This window comes from Mesoterricola sp. JemC181, assembly GCF_055384585.1.
The window spans coordinates 4,924,390-4,938,446 of sequence record NZ_AP045076.1; the positions used below are offsets into that span (position 1 = coordinate 4,924,390).

General features: G+C 68.2%; 13 protein-coding genes. 5 read left to right on the forward strand and 8 right to left on the reverse strand.

Going from position 1 to position 14,057, the window contains the following annotated elements; all coding sequences use genetic code 11:
- The gene (gene atpD / locus ACZ5MC_RS21455) at window positions 1-1,431 is read left to right on the forward strand and encodes a F0F1 ATP synthase subunit beta (protein ID WP_464516745.1); all 1,431 of its coding nucleotides are present in this window, start codon (window positions 1-3) and stop codon (window positions 1,429-1,431) included.
- 7 nt (window positions 1,432-1,438) lie between these two features.
- Entirely contained in the window at window positions 1,439-1,855 is a 417-nt protein-coding gene (gene atpC, locus ACZ5MC_RS21460) for an ATP synthase F1 subunit epsilon (protein ID WP_464516746.1), read from the forward strand.
- A 47-nt stretch (window positions 1,856-1,902) separates the two neighbouring features.
- Here the strand turns inward: atpC and ACZ5MC_RS21465 are convergent, their stop codons facing one another.
- The 3 genes from ACZ5MC_RS21465 to ACZ5MC_RS21475 all read right to left on the reverse strand — a co-directional run bounded on the left by ACZ5MC_RS21465 (window position 1,903) and on the right by ACZ5MC_RS21475 (window position 4,493).
- Window positions 1,903-2,952 carry a Fic family protein gene (locus ACZ5MC_RS21465; protein ID WP_464516747.1) on the reverse strand — a complete coding sequence of 350 codons (1,050 nt, stop codon included), beginning with the start codon at window positions 2,950-2,952 and terminating at the stop codon, window positions 1,903-1,905.
- 157 nt (window positions 2,953-3,109) lie between these two features.
- Complete coding sequence (locus ACZ5MC_RS21470; protein WP_306597952.1) at window positions 3,110-3,871, reverse strand: 3',5'-cyclic-nucleotide phosphodiesterase; 762 nt, start codon at window positions 3,869-3,871, stop codon at window positions 3,110-3,112.
- Window positions 3,872-3,878: 7 nt separating this feature from the next.
- Window positions 3,879-4,493 (reverse strand): hypothetical protein, encoded by a 615-nt coding sequence (locus tag ACZ5MC_RS21475; RefSeq protein WP_306597953.1) that lies wholly within the window; start codon window positions 4,491-4,493, stop codon window positions 3,879-3,881.
- An 81-nt stretch (window positions 4,494-4,574) separates the two neighbouring features.
- On the opposite strand from ACZ5MC_RS21475, the gene ACZ5MC_RS21480 reads away from it, so the two are divergent.
- Together ACZ5MC_RS21480 and ACZ5MC_RS21485 are read left to right on the forward strand one after the other, a co-directional pair.
- Window positions 4,575-5,627, forward strand: coding sequence for a hypothetical protein (locus ACZ5MC_RS21480; RefSeq protein WP_464516748.1), 1,053 nt, complete (start codon window positions 4,575-4,577; stop codon window positions 5,625-5,627).
- An 11-nt stretch (window positions 5,628-5,638) separates the two neighbouring features.
- On the forward strand, window positions 5,639-6,526 hold the full coding sequence (locus ACZ5MC_RS21485) for a phosphoribosylaminoimidazolesuccinocarboxamide synthase (RefSeq protein ID WP_464516749.1): 888 nt from the start codon (window positions 5,639-5,641) through the stop codon (window positions 6,524-6,526).
- Here the strand turns inward: ACZ5MC_RS21485 and ACZ5MC_RS21490 are convergent.
- Genes ACZ5MC_RS21490 through ACZ5MC_RS21500 form a run of 3 tightly spaced genes read right to left on the reverse strand, consistent with a single transcriptional unit; the run spans window position 6,519 to window position 10,297 of the window.
- On the reverse strand, window positions 6,519-7,760 hold the full coding sequence (locus ACZ5MC_RS21490; RefSeq protein ID WP_464516750.1) for a M16 family metallopeptidase: 1,242 nt from the start codon (window positions 7,758-7,760) through the stop codon (window positions 6,519-6,521). The two genes, ACZ5MC_RS21485 and ACZ5MC_RS21490, sit on opposite strands and share 8 nt — an antisense overlap.
- The gene (locus ACZ5MC_RS21495) at window positions 7,757-9,439 is read right to left on the reverse strand and encodes a M16 family metallopeptidase (RefSeq protein WP_464516751.1); all 1,683 of its coding nucleotides are present in this window, start codon (window positions 9,437-9,439) and stop codon (window positions 7,757-7,759) included. The genes ACZ5MC_RS21490 and ACZ5MC_RS21495 overlap by 4 nt, the downstream gene beginning before the upstream one ends.
- Before the next feature lie 9 nt (window positions 9,440-9,448).
- Window positions 9,449-10,297 carry a DUF4097 family beta strand repeat-containing protein gene (locus ACZ5MC_RS21500; protein ID WP_306597958.1) on the reverse strand — a complete coding sequence of 283 codons (849 nt, stop codon included), beginning with the start codon at window positions 10,295-10,297 and terminating at the stop codon, window positions 9,449-9,451.
- An 87-nt stretch (window positions 10,298-10,384) separates the two neighbouring features.
- Here ACZ5MC_RS21500 and dut point away from each other — a divergent pair, with 87 nt between their 5' ends.
- The gene (dut, locus tag ACZ5MC_RS21505) at window positions 10,385-10,846 is read left to right on the forward strand and encodes a dUTP diphosphatase (RefSeq protein WP_306597959.1); all 462 of its coding nucleotides are present in this window, start codon (window positions 10,385-10,387) and stop codon (window positions 10,844-10,846) included.
- Here the strand turns inward: dut and ACZ5MC_RS21510 are convergent, their stop codons facing one another.
- Together ACZ5MC_RS21510 and bamA are read right to left on the reverse strand one after the other, a co-directional pair.
- Window positions 10,847-11,437: an OmpH/Skp family outer membrane protein gene (locus tag ACZ5MC_RS21510; protein WP_306597961.1), complete on the reverse strand. Its 591-nt coding sequence runs from the start codon at window positions 11,435-11,437 to the stop codon at window positions 10,847-10,849.
- A gap of 34 nt (window positions 11,438-11,471) precedes the next feature.
- Window positions 11,472-14,018, reverse strand: a complete 2,547-nt coding sequence (gene bamA, locus ACZ5MC_RS21515) for an outer membrane protein assembly factor BamA (protein ID WP_306597962.1) — start codon at window positions 14,016-14,018, stop codon at window positions 11,472-11,474.
- Window positions 14,019-14,057 lie beyond the last annotated feature (39 nt).

Below are 14,057 nucleotides of genomic sequence, written 5' to 3' on the forward strand. Positions count from 1 at the left end.
ATGAAGCAAGGCCGCGTCATCGCCATCATCGGCCCCGCCGTGGACGTGGAGTTCGAGGAGAACCACCTCCCCGAGATCCTCAACGCCATCCTCACCGACATCACCGACGCCAACGGCGTCACCACCACCGTGACGCTCGAAGTCCAGCAGCACCTCGGCGAGAACCGCGTGCGCTGCGTGGCCATGGAGCCCACCGAGGGCATGGTGCGCGGCCAGAAGGTGGTCGACACCGGCAGCGCCATCCAGGTGCCCGTGGGCCCGGAGACGCTGGGCCGCATCATCAACGTCGTGGGCAAGCCCGTGGACGAGCGCGGCCCCCTGGGCAACAAGACCACGCTGCCCATGCACCGCGAGGCCCCCAAGCTCGACGAATTGAACACCACCGCCGAGATGTTCGAGACCGGCATCAAGGTCATCGACCTCCTGGAGCCCTACGCCAAGGGCGGCAAGACGGGCCTCTTCGGCGGCGCCGGCGTGGGCAAGACCGTGCTGATCATGGAGCTCATCAACAACCTGGCCAAGGGCCACGGCGGCCTGTCGGTGTTCGCCGGCGTCGGCGAGCGCACCCGCGAGGGCAACGACCTCTGGGTCGAGATGATGGACTCCGGCGTCATCAACAAGGAGAACATCGCCGAGAGCAAGGTGGCCCTCATCTACGGCCAGATGACCGAACCTCCCGGCGCCCGCGCCCGGGTGGCCCTCACCGGCCTCACCGTCGCCGAGCACTTCCGCGACGCCGAGGGCAAGGACGTGCTGCTCTTCATCGACAACATCTTCCGCTTCACCCAGGCCGGCGCCGAGGTTTCCGCCCTCCTGGGCCGCATGCCCTCCGCCGTGGGCTACCAGCCCACGCTGGCCACCGAGATGGGCGAGCTGCAGGAGCGCATCACCTCCACCAAGAAGGGCTCCATCACCTCCGTGCAGGCCGTGTACGTGCCCGCCGACGACTACACCGACCCCGCGCCCGCCACCACCTTCGCGCACCTGGACGCCACCACCAACCTCTCCCGCGAGCTGAGCGCCCTGGGCATCTACCCCGCCGTGGATCCCCTGGCCAGCACGTCCCGCCTCATGGACCCCCGCGTGCTGGGCGAGCGCCACTACGGCACCGCCATGCGCGTGAAGGCCATCCTGCAGAAGTACAAGGAGCTCCAGGACATCATCGCCATCCTGGGCATGGACGAGCTCTCCGACGACGACAAGCTCGCCGTGGCCCGCGCCCGCAAGCTCCAGCGCTTCCTCAGCCAGCCCTTCCACGTGGCCGAGACCTTCTCCGGCATGCCCGGCAAGTACGTGAAGCTGGAGGAGACCATCCGCGGCTTCGAGGAGATCTGCGACGGCAAGTGGGACCACCTCCCCGAGCAGGCCTTCTACATGGTCGGCACCATCGAAGAGGCCGCGGCGAAGGCGGAAAAGCTGGCCCAGGCCTGAGGCTGCCATGACCGACTCCATCCTCCTCGAAGTGCTTACCCCCGAACGCCGGGTCTTTTCCGCCCACGTCTCGGAGGTGCAGTTCCCCACCGCCGAGCTGGGCTACTACGGCGTGCTGCCCGGCCACACCCCCCTGGTGACGGCCCTGGGCACCGGCCTCGTCTACTACACCGAGAACGACCAGAAGCACTGGCTCACGGTCTTCGGCGGCTTCGCGGAAGTGGGCCCCGACCACGTGACCATCCTGGCCCGCATCAGCGAGACCGTGGACATGATCGACGCCGACCGCGCCGAGGCCGCCCGGGTCCGCGCCCTGAAGATGATCAAGGATGCCGACACCGAGGACGAGCTGGACGTGGCCCAGGCCAAGCTCGCCGCCAGCCTGGTGCGCTTGCAGGCTGCAGGGAAACCGATCGGGCACTGATTGAACGACCTGGGAATGAAGGGCCGGGATTCGTCCCGGCCCTTCGTTCATGCGAGGTCGTACCAGACGCCCCGCCCCTGCCCGTGCTGGTTCAGCAAACCCCATACCACCAGGGTCCGGAGCTGCACCTTGAGCGTATTCCGGCTGGCGCCCGTAACCCGGACCGCTTCGCGCATGGTGATCCTTCCCTGCTCGCGGACGAATTCGACCATGAGGAGGGAGTGCCTGGGCAAGGCCGCCAGCACCTTCTTCTCGCGCTCGATCTTGCGGCCAAGGACGCGGGTCTGCTCGTGCAGGGACTGCAGGAAGAATCCCACCCAGGGCTGCCAGTCCGGAGCCTGGGTGCGGATGGTTCCCTGGGTCTTTCGCAGCGCGAGGTAATACGCCTCCTTGTTCCGCTCGATGATGCTCTCCAGGGAACTGTACGGAACGTAGGCGTAGCCCGCCTTGAGGAGGAGCAGCGTCGTCAGGGCACGGCTGAGGCGGCCGTTGCCGTCCTGGAACGGGTGGATCTCCAGGAAGACCACCACCCAGATGGCGATGACGAGCAGGGGATGGATCCGGCGACTCTCCAGCTCCTCCCGGACCCACCCGGTCAGCTCCCCCATCAACCGGGAGGTGTCGTACGGCGCGGCGGTTTCGAAGACCACCCCCACCTGGTTCCCTTCCGCATCAAAGGCCGCCACGGAGTTGGAAGTGGTCTTGTAGTCGCCCCGGTGCCAAGCGTCCTTGTCGCTGTGGACCAGCAGGTCCCGGTGGAGCTGGCGGACATGATTCTCGGTGAAGGCGATGTCCTGCCATGAGGCGAAAATCAGCTCCATCACCCCCGCGTAGCCGGCGACCTCCTGCTCGTCCCGGGTTGCGAATTCCCGGATCTCCAGGGCACCCAGAAGGCGTTCCACCTCCCTGTCGGTGAGCCGGCTGCCCTCGATGCGGGTGGAGGATCCAATGCTTTCCACCGTAGCCACCCGGCGCAGGGTCGCCAGCCGGTCCGGGGCCAGAACGCCCAGGGTGCGCCAGATTCCCTTGAATTCCTCGATCCTCGCGATGAGGTTCAGGAATTCCTGGGTGATCTGGAGGGATTCAGTGCGGAACATGCACCCAAAACTACACCCAATTTCACCCAATTCAAGCGCCGACACCCACAATGACACCCCATTTCACCCAATTCACGCTGGGGAATGAACGGCCTATCCAAACCGTTTCAAAGCCCGGTTTTCAATCGGTTCAATTCCTGAGGACATGAGCGTTGCCCTACCACTGGAATCGTGAGTCCTGATCCAGAAGCTTCAACCGCTTATCCTTCAGTGCCTTCAGTTCGGGCAGCATCACCGCCCGGTCCCCCGGCGTCAGGTGGTAGATGCCCACCGGCACGTCCACCTTGAGCTTCTTCAGTTCCTTCCCCAGCTTCTCCGGGGTCAGGTGCTTCGAGGCGTCCGCCAGCCAGCCCTGGGCATTGGGGAAGCTGGCTTCGGTGATGAAGAGCCGCAGGTTCGGCGTGGCGTTGGCCACCTCGTAGACCTTGTCGGTGGCGGCGGTGTCGGAGCTGAAGATGAAGGCGGAGTGGTCGTCCTCCACGCAGTAGCCCACGCAGGGCACCAGGTGGTTCACGGGGATGGGCGTGATGCGCAGGCCCTCCACCTCGTAGGTGCGGCCGGGCTCGATCTCGGTGAAGCGGATGATGGGGTTGTCGGGGCTGGGGATCACCGAGAAGTCGGGCCACAGTTCGTCGTTGAAGAGGTGCCGGCGCAGGGCGTCCAGGGTCTCGGGCAGGGCGTGGATCTCCACGGGCACGTCGGTGTGCCCGAAGATGTTCTTGGTGAAGAAGGGCAGCGTGCAGATGTGGTCCAGGTGCGAGTGGCTGATGAAGATCTGCCGGATCTCCACCTGCTCCTCGAGCGAGAGGGCCTGGGTGAGGCTCCCCGCGTCGATGGCGACGGTGCCGTTCACGAGGAGCCCCGTCAGGCGGTTGCCCTCGGCCTCGCCTCCCGAACATCCTAGAACGCGCAGTTCCATTCGGCCCCTAGAAGCGGATGCCCCCGTACAGGGCGACCTGGAAGGAAGGCGCCATGGCCTTGCGGAATTCCTCGTTGCCGTCGCCCTTGGCAGGGGTGCTGAGCGGCGCCGCCACTTCCAGGCGCACGAAGGGACTCACCACCGGCAGGGGGGCGGAGAACCCCAGCCCCGCGCGCACCCAGGGGCGGCCGAGGTTCGTGGTCTCGGTCGGCAGGCCGGGCCCGGAGGTGGTCAGCTTCTCGAACCGGTAATCGATGCCGGCGTTCAGGTTGATGATGAATTTCCAATCCGCCTGCAGGCCCACGGCGGAATATTCGCTTCCGTACTTGCCCAGGGTGGCCGAACCCAGCTTCAGGTCGCCCTCGGCCTTGGGGTGGTAGGTCACGGCCGCGCCCAGGCCCGCGATCTTCAGGTCCAGGAAGGTGTAGGCCGCGCGGAAGCCCAGGCCGGTGGGGCCCACCGAATCGTAGTTGCCCGCCTTCAGGCCGTTGGAGGGCGCCGTGAGCGCCTGGGCCTTGCCCACCTGCTTGTCCAGCAGCAATCCCAGTTCAAGACCCCCCGCATGCGCCGTCGCGGGTGCCAAGGCGATAAGCGCGCAACCGACGACGGACAGGATTTTCATGGCGGCTCCCTGCAACTCTGGAACATCCCAATATTCATGGCTAAAGGACTCGCGGTCAACTACCTTTGCTAATCTCTTGGTATGCGGGCCCACCTCCAGTACCTCCTTCTCGACGGCTTCGACCCGGACACGGGCGAACTCGCACTGCGGGTGCGGGTCGAGACCGATCCCCCCGCAGAGCTGCGCTTCCTGCGCCTGAAGCTCCACCTGGGCCGCACGGGGGACCCCCTCCAGCCCCTGCGCCGCGAGCTTCAGACCCATGTGCAGATGCCGGTGCCGCCCCTGTGGGACCGCGGCCTGAAGACCGTCATCCGGGCGATCGAGGACGAACTGGGCGCTCCGGGCGGGCGGGACCCCGGCCGCTACACCTGGGTCTGCACGCAGCTGCTGCACCCCTCCGACGAGCGCCGGGGCACCCTCAGCCACCCCGTGGCGCGCCAAGCCGAGGTCCTCTGGGACTGGGCCCAGCGCGCCGAACAGGAGATGGACGACGCCCACGCCATCGAGCTCCTGGAGCGGCTCCTCCTCCTCACCCCCAACCACCGCTCGGCCCTGGACAACCTCGCAGCCCTCCTGCGCAAGGCCGGCATGGTGGAGGAACTCCTGGAGATCACCGACCGCATCCTCGCCCAGGACCCCCGGAACGCCGAATCCCTGCTGCACAGGGGTGAATGTCTCATCAATCTGGGGCGTGCCCTGGAAGCCGGGGAGGCCTTCGCCAAGCTCCTCAAGGCCAACCCCGTTCACCCGCTGGCCCACCTGGGCGCCGCCCAGGCCCGGAGCCTGGGTGGCCAGGACCCCTTCCCCCACCTGGACGCGGCCCTGGAGCTGAACCGGGAGGCCACCCTTTCGGTGCTCCGGGAGACCTTCGACTTCCGGATCCTCGCCCCGGCCTTCAACGAGAACACCTACCCCTTCGAGGTCCTGCCCGCCCTTCTGGGCGTCACCGGCGCCGAGGTCCAGGCCTTCTGCGCCGAGCGCGGCCTGCCCGTCACCGGGCCGGGAACCACCGTGCGGGAAACCGAACTATCCCGGTGGGTGAACATCCAGAACCGCTACCAGCTCCTGCCCATGGCCCTCCATTGGCTGGCCCCCACCCCCCGGCACATCCCGGAACTGCCTTCCACCCCCTGAACGAGGACGCCATGGACGCACTCCTGAAAACCGACCTGCCCCTCCCCGCCTTCCGGCGCGGCAAGGTGCGGGATGTCTACGACCTCGGGCGCAGCCTCCTCATCGTGGCCACCGACCGCATCTCCGCCTTCGACTGCATCATGCCCGAAGGCATCCCCGGCAAGGGCCGGATCCTCACCCAGGTGGCCAACTTCTGGTTCGGTGCCACCGCGGACCTCCTTCCCAACCACCTGGAGGCCACTTCGGTGGAGGCCTACCCCGAGGCCCTCCGGCCCCATGCCGACCTGCTCCGGGGCCGTTCCATCCTGGTGCGCAAGACCGCGCCCCTGCCCGTGGAGTGCGTGGTGCGCGGCTACCTGGCCGGCTCCGGGCTCAAGGAATACGGAAAGAGCGGCACGGTCTGCGGCATCGCCCTGCCCCCCGGCCTGCGGAATGCCGACCGCCTGCCCGAACCCATCTTCACCCCTTCCACCAAGGCCGAGGAGGGCCACGACGAGAACATCGACTTCGCCACCATGGCCGGACTCATCGGCCAGGAGCTGGCGACCCGGGTGCGTACGGCCAGCCTGGCCCTGTACCGACGCGGCTGCGAGCTGGCCCTGGAACGGGGCATCATCCTGGCCGACACCAAGTTCGAGTTCGGCCTCCTGGAGGACGGCAGCCTGATGCTCATCGACGAGGTGCTCACGCCCGACTCCAGCCGCTACTGGCTGGCCGACGCGTGGCGGCCCGGCTCCAACCCCCCCAGCCTCGACAAGCAGTTCCTGCGGGACTACCTGGAGACCCTCCCGGACTGGGACAAGCGGCCCCCGGCGCCCCACCTGCCTCCGCAGGTCATCCGGGGGATCCAGGAGCGCTATCTGGACCTCGCGGCCCGTTTCGGGGTCCAGGTCAGTTGATCGCCACCGCGGGCCCCAGGCCCGCCGCTTCGGCCTTCTGAACCAGGGCGGCATCCCCGCCCAGCAGGAGGTACCGCAGGTCCGCCGGGGCCAGCAGGGCGGCCAGGGCCTCGTTGACGTCCTTCAGCCGCACGGCCTCCACGCGGGCGGCGAAGGCGGGGTCCAGGACCCCCTCCTGCAGGCGGCGGACCAGGTCCTGGGGATGCAGGGGCAGGGCCGCGACGCGGGCCTTCCACCGGGCCCGGGCCCGGTCCAGGTCCTGCTCCGTGAAGCCCTGCGTCCGCATCCCCTCCAGGGTCCGCAGGAAGGCCGCCACCAGGCCGTCCCGCGCGCCGGCGCCCGCCTTGACCTTGAGGAGGAGCGGCCGGCCGGGACCGATGCCCCATTCGCCGACGAGGCCCGGGGACAGGACCCGGGGCAGCTGCTGCAGCAGGTCCTCCAGCAGTTCCCGCACGGCGGGATCGCACCCGGCCGCGGACCGTCCGGCCCACAGCTCGGCCTCGCCGCCGTCCAGCACCTCCAGGAGCCTGGGTTCGGCGGCGGCCGGGGGGGTTGGCCCCGGGGGGGCTGTCCGGGGACCCGGCCCCCAAAGCCCGAAATGAAGGAAGACGAGCTCCTTGGCCTGGACCAGGCTCAGGTCGCCGTGGAGGACGAGGGAGGCGTTCTCGGGGCGCACCACCCGGCGGCGGAACGCCTGCAGTTCCGTGAAGTCCATCGCGTCCACGGCCCCGGCGACCAGGGGCAGCTCCACGGACGGGTCCCCCAGGGCCCACAGGAAGCGGGCCCGGCCGCGATCCTGGGCGCCGGCGGCGGTGAACTGCCGGCCCACGGCCAGGCGCTGGGCCCCCAGGGTCCCCATGTCGAAGGCCGGCCGGAAGACCGCGTCCGCCAGCAGCTCCATGGCGGGCTCCTGGCTGCGGCTGTCCGTGGCCAGGGTCCACCGGTAGAGGCCGGGCCCGCTCTCGAACCCGAAGGTGATGCCCAGGTCGTCCAGGGCCCGGTTGAACTCGGGGCGGGTGTACGTCCCGGCCCCCCCGGCCCGCATGAGCTGGGCCAGGAAGCCGCCCAGGCCGGGCCGTGGCTCGCCGTCCCATCGCACGGCCAGTTCCGCCCGGATGAGGGGCTGGTCATGGTTTTCCAGCAGCTGGCACCGCAACCCGGAGGGGAGGGTGAAGGTCTGGGGCCCCGGGGCGGCCGCGAGCGCCGCGCAGGCCAGGAACAGGCAGGCCCTCATGGCGCCACCTGGGCTTCCAGGAGCTTGAGGGTCTGCAGGCGCTCGCCCGGGCTCAGCATGCGCAGCTGCCTGAGGGCCTCCCGCAGCACGCCCTGGGCCTCGACGGGATCGGCCATGCGCCGCTGCACCAGGGCATTGAGGACCTGGAGCAGGCGGCTCTCGGTCTGATCCAGGGGCAGGAGGAGCGGATCCGGACCGAACTGCGCCACGGTCATGCGGGAGGGCACCAGGTAGGTGCGGGCCGCGGCCTGGATGTCGGAGGGCCGGAGGTCCCGGGCGGCGGAGAGGGCCCGGAAGGCCAGGCGCCAGTCGCCCCCCTGGCAGTGGGCCTTCCCCAGGGCGCCGGCCAGGGCGGCCGCGTCCTCCTGCACCTGGATCTGGAGCACCTCCAGCTGGACCTGGGCCCGGCGCACCTCCGCCTCGGGCAGGGGTTCGCGCTGCAGGCGCAGCACCTCGCCCATGATGGCCTGCTCCAGCTCGGCCAGGGAGTGGTCCGCGGCGGGTTCGGCGTCCACCACCAAAAGGTTCAGGTCCCGTTGCCCGGGCACCCCGATGCTGAGGGCGAGGGTGCCGGCGACGCCCTTGGTGGTGAGGAGCGCCTGGTTCAGGCGGGAGCTGGGGCTGCCGGCCATGACCTGGGCGAGGGCGCGCAGGGCGGGGCCGTCGGGGTGGTTGGCCGGGGGGATCCGCCAGCCCACGATGATCCGGGTCTCCCCGGTGGTGCTCACCAGCATCTTCCGCCCCGCGGGCGACTCCAGGGCGTTCATGGGGTCGTCGTCCTTGAAGGGCGCGGGCGCCGGGGCGGCCTCCCCCTTCCCCAGGACACCGAAGGCGCGCTCCAGGGCCGGCAGGAGGGCATCGGAGCGGAAATCGCCCACCAGGACCAGGGTGATGCGCCCGGGGGCCAGGAGGTGCCTTCCCAGGGCCTTCAGGTCGGCCAGGGTGATGGACTCCACGTCGGAGCGATGGAACTCGGAAGCCTGGGCATAGGGGCGCCCCGCCAGGGCCATGGAAAGCAGCACGGAAAGGGAGGACGGACAGGGGGGCTTCCCGCTGTCCACCTCCAGCAGGAGCCGCTCCCGCTCCAGGGGGAAGCGGCCCAGGGGCGGGTGGGCGAGGCGGGCGGCCTCCAGCCGGCACCAGGCCTCCACCTGGCCGGCGGGCAGGTCCAAGCCATGGGCGATGTAGTCCGCCGTAACGTCCCAGGTGCGGTGGGTGCCCCCCAGGGCATCCACCTCGTCCCAGGCGTCCGAGGGGCGCATGTGGTCCTGGATGGCCGCCAGGGCGGCCCGGTGCATGGCCTGGAGGGCCGGGAGCTCCGGCGAGGGAGCCCGGTCCGGGCGGCGGGCCTGGCGGAGCCGCTCCAGCCGGAGGGTTTCGAAGGCGGTGCCCTCCTGGCGCAGGGTCATGTCCAGGTCCTTCTCCACCTGGGCGGGGGGCTGGCGGCGGAAGAGGCTCCGGGCCAGGAGGTCGGCGGCCGCCGGGGCGAGGCCCCCGGCGGCGGCCCGTCCCCCCTGGATGAACACCTCGGCCCGCACGGCACCGATGCCGGGGCGCTCCACCATCAGCACCTTGATCCCGTTGGACAGGGTCCGGTCCGTCACGTCGGGCGGCTGGATGATCTGGGCGGCGCAGGCCGCGCCCAGGAGGGCCAGGAGGAACGGTCTCGGGTCGAACATGACTCCAGATTAGCGGACCGTGATCCCGCCGTTGGTGGTTTCCAGCGTGATCTTCTGCTCCCGGCCCGGAACCTTCACCCGTGCCGAGTGCTTGGCCGATTCCACCACCGTGGCGCCCGCGACCTTGATGTCGATGCCGCCGTTGGAGTTCTCGGCCCGGATATCGCCGGTGGCCTTGCCCAGCACCACCTCGATGCCGCCGTTGGTGCTTTCCAGGCGGATCCCCTCGCCCCAGCCGTCCAGGTTCCTGGCGACGATGCCGCCGTTGGTGGTCTCCAGCTGGATGCCTCCCTCCACGTCCTCGAGGCGGATCCGGCCGTTGGTGGTGCCGCCCTTGATGCGGGCCTTGAGGTTGTAGGCCTCCAGGGCGCCGTTGGTGGTCTCGGCCAGGCATTCGCCCTTGAGGTCCCGGATCACCACGTCGCCGTTGGTGGTCTCGCACCGGGCGTAGCCCTCCAGGCTGGCCACGGAGACCGGGCCGTTGGTGGTGCGGAAGTGCCCCATGACCCTGCGGGGCACGCTGAGGGTCATCTCGCAGCGCGGGCTGGGGGCGAAGCCGAAGCTGAACACCACCACCGGCTGCTGGAACTGGGCTTCGATGTCCAGGTCGGCGCCCACGTGCTGGACCACCAGGTCGATCTTGCGCTTGGAGGTGTCCCGGATCTGGGCGACGAGGGAAACCTCCTCCTTGTCCCAGCCCACGACCCGGATGGCCCCGTTGCGGTTCTTCACCCAGAGCTTGGACCCGAAGGCCAGCTTCTCGGAGCGGGTCTCGGTGCGGTTGCCGGAGCCGGGCCCTTCCGCCGCCACCAGGCCGGCGCAAACCGTCAACGTCGCCAAAGCGATCCCGATCCTCATGGTGACCTCCGCATTCATGAAAGGTAACGCAGAAGAGGTCCCGCCGGGTTAGGGTCGCGTTAAGGTGGAGGGCACGGCGGAGTGTCCATGATCCAGGTCCCCATCAGCTTCCTGCCCCACGGCGAGGGCCTTCCCCTGCCCGAAAGGGCCACGCCCCACGCGGCCGGCCTCGATCTGCGGGCCGCCATCGCCGAGGGGGAGACGTGGACCCTGGCCCCCGGCGAGCGCCGCCTGGTGCCCACCGGCCTGGTGATGGCCATCCCCGAGGGCTTCGAGGGCCAGGTCCGGCCCCGGTCCGGCCTCGCCTTCAAGCACGGCGTCACCGTGCTCAACGCCCCCGGCACCATCGACGCGGACTACCGGGGCGAAGTGGCCGTGGTGCTGGTCAACCACGGGACGGCCCCCTTCTCCCTGGCCCGGGGCGAGCGCATCGCCCAGTTCCTCCTGGCCCCCGTGCCGGCCTGGGAATGGCGCCCCGAACGCGACGCCGCCGCCCTGGGGGACACCCAGCGCGGCGGGGGCGGCTACGGCTCTACGGGCCGGGACTAGCTACTTCTTGGGGGTGGCGGGCTTGGCGGCAGGCTTGGCGGCGGGGGCGGAAGCGGCCGGCTTGGCAGGCTGACCGGTGGCGGGCGTCTTGGCGTCGAAGCGCTTGGCCACCTCGTTGGTGAACGCCAGCATCCAGCTCTCCTCGCCGTAGGCGATGAGGCCCTGCTGGTACTGCAGCACCAGCTGGATCTTCTGTTCCTTGGCCACCGCGTCGACGATGGGGCCGACCTCCTGCTGGAACTGGCCGAAGACCTTCTGCTGGGTCTTCTGGAACTCGGCCTGGCTGTCCTCCTGGAGCTTCTTGAACTCGTAGTCGGCATCGCGCAGCTGCTTGGTGATCTGCTCCTTGCCGGCGTCGCTGATGCTCGGGGACTGGAGCTGGGCCTGGAGGCGCGCGCCCTCCTCGCCCTTGGCCTTGAGCTTCTCCTCGAGGTTCTTCTTGGTGACTTCGAGCTCGGCGAAGAGCTGGCGGCCCCTCACGGTGTTGGCGATGAGCCGGTCGGGGACGAACACGGCGATCTTGGGGGTGATGTCCTGGGCGGAAAGGCTCACGACGGCCGCCAGGGGCAGCAGGGCGTTCAGGATGCGCATGGGTGGCTCCGGGTTGACGGGGGGTGGTTTGGGATCAGAAGGTGGTGCCGATGCTGAACTGGAACTGCGTCTTCCCTTCGGTGTCGAACTCGTAGGGATTGAGCTTGCGGGCCCAGATGAGCCGCAGCGGGGCCGGGCTGATGGGCAGGAAGAACCGGAACTCGAGACCGGCGCTGCGCCGCAGGGACTCGTGGAAGATCTTGACGCCCTGGGCCCACGCGTTGCCCGCGTCGTAGAAGGCCACGATCCGGAACTGGTCGGCGATCTTGAACTGGTATTCGGCGTTGGCGATGAACTGCTTGTTGCCGCCCACGACCACGAACGTGTTGTTGTTGTCCCTGGCCGCCGTGCCCACCTGGCCGTAGGTGTAGCCGCGGATGGAGTTCTCGCCGCCGGGCCGGTACAGCTCCCAGATGGCCAGGCTGTCGTTGGTCAGGTTGCGCACATAGCCGTAGCTGGAGTTGAACCCGAAGATGTGCCGCTCGCCGATGTTCGTCCACTTGGCGAATTCCAGCGTCGTGCGGTAGAAGGGCCGGTCCCCGCCGAACTGCCAGCCTCCGTATTCGAAGCCCAGGGACAGCTTGGTGCCGTGGGTGGGCTTGAAGGGATGGTTGACGGTGCTGTAGGTGATGAAGTTGTTGATCGTCGAGGTGAGCTGGGAGCTGGTGTCCCGGTAGTAGTAGTTCCGGCCGCCCTCGATCTTGAGGATGCGGAAGGTGTAGCCCACCTGGTACGTGGTGAACCAGGCCCAGGTCTTGCCGGGGATGAACGTGGACAGACGCGTGCCCATGGAGACGCCCAGGGCCCGGGAGAGCTGCTTGTAGGCGTAGGCCGCGCCCACGCGGGAGGCGTCGTAGTCCGTCGTCCCGTCCGAGATGCTGGTGGTCAGGGAGTACGGCAGGTCGAAGATGTAGGGCTCGGTGAAGGAGATGGAGGCCATGCGCTGGTACTTGCCGCCGTTGTAGCTCAGGCTCAGCGTCTCGCCGCCGCCCCCCAGGTTGCGCGTGGAGAAGCTCATGCCCAGGGAGAAGCCCAGCACCGAGCCGTAGCCGCCCTGGAAGAGCACCTCGTTGACGCCGGCCTCCTCGCCCTTGATGGTGATGTCCACCTGGGGCTTGTCGGGGACGATGTCGACCTTGGGTTCCGAGCTCTTGACGTCGAAGAAGCCCAGCTGGCCCAGGCCCGTGAAGGAGTCCTTGAACAGCTCGGTCTGGAAGGGGTCGCCTTCCTTGAGGATCATGGCCCGGCGCAGGACCTTGTCCTTGGTGACGCTGTTGCCTTCGAAGTTCAGGTGGCGCACGGTGTAGAGCTCGCCCTCGTCCACCTTCAGGGTGACGTCGACCTTCTTGACCCCGTTCACCTCCCGGACATCCATCTTCTTCTCGGCCCGGAACATGATGTAGCCCATGTTGCTGTACTGTTCCTTGACCTTGTCGATGCCCGCGTTGAGCGAATCCAGGTCGAAGGGCCGCTTCTCGGTCTCCTTGGGGTCCTGGATGTCGGGCTTGATGCTGAGCAGCTTGGCCAGCCAGGAGTGGTTGTCCCGCTTGGCCTCGGCGATCTTCGTGCGGTAGAACTTCTCGCCGGCCTCGCCCTTCATGACGTTGTCGTTGCCCTCGAGCTTGAAGGTGCCCTCGGAATAGGCCTCGCCCTCCAGGATGGGGATCATCAGCTCCGCGCGCAGATCGTACTTGGGGGACTTGCCTTCCTTGACCCGCTTCTCGTTCTTCTTCTTGTTCTTCTCGGCGGTGACGTCCCTCACCTCGATGGTGGGCTTGCCCACGAAGACGTCCTTGTAGCCCAGGCGCCAGTAGGCCTTCTTGATGGCCATCAGGTCCTCGTCCATGTTCTTCTCCACCAGGAGGTCATGGGAGGTGAGCCAGCTGAACATCCAGTGCTTGCGGGTCTTGGCCATGACCTTGGCGAGGGCCTTGCTGCTGATGGCCTTGTTGCCGCGGAAGGCGACCTTGTAGATCTTGACCTTGCCGCCTTCCTTGATGTCGAAGACCAGCCGCGAGACGGTCGGCCCCATGCTCTCCAGGGACACCTCGATGACCGGGTTCCGGAAGCCCTTCTCGGCGCACTGGTCGACGATGAGGTCCTTGACCTTGCGGGCCGCCTCCGGATCGTAGACGGTATCGGGGTTGATGGTGAGCTTCTTCTCCTTGATCTTGTCCTTCAGGGAGCTGAGGCCCACTTCCGTGCCGCCGCGGAAATCCACTTCCTTGATGAGGGGCCGCTCCTTGACGATGATGATGAGCTTCTTGCCGTTCTCCTCGTCATCGGCCTGGAACTTGATGTCGTCGAAGGCATTGGTGGCCCAGAGCTTGTCCAGGATCGCCGTGAGGTCCACGTTGCGCAGGTCGTCGCCCGGCTTCAGGCCGGTCTTGAAGATGATGGTCTCCGCCGTCTGCTTCTGCGCCCCGATGACCTCGATCTTCGTGATGACCTCGGAGTCCTGGGCCAGGGCCGGCAGGGCCTGGAGGCTGGCCGCCAGCACCAGGGGGGACAGGCCCCGTGCCCACTGGCTAAGAAGCGGGCGACGAGGGGTCTGGCGCTGGGGTTCGGCGAGCAATCTCATTCATGATCCATTACATAAGGTCGAGCATTGAATTCCCAA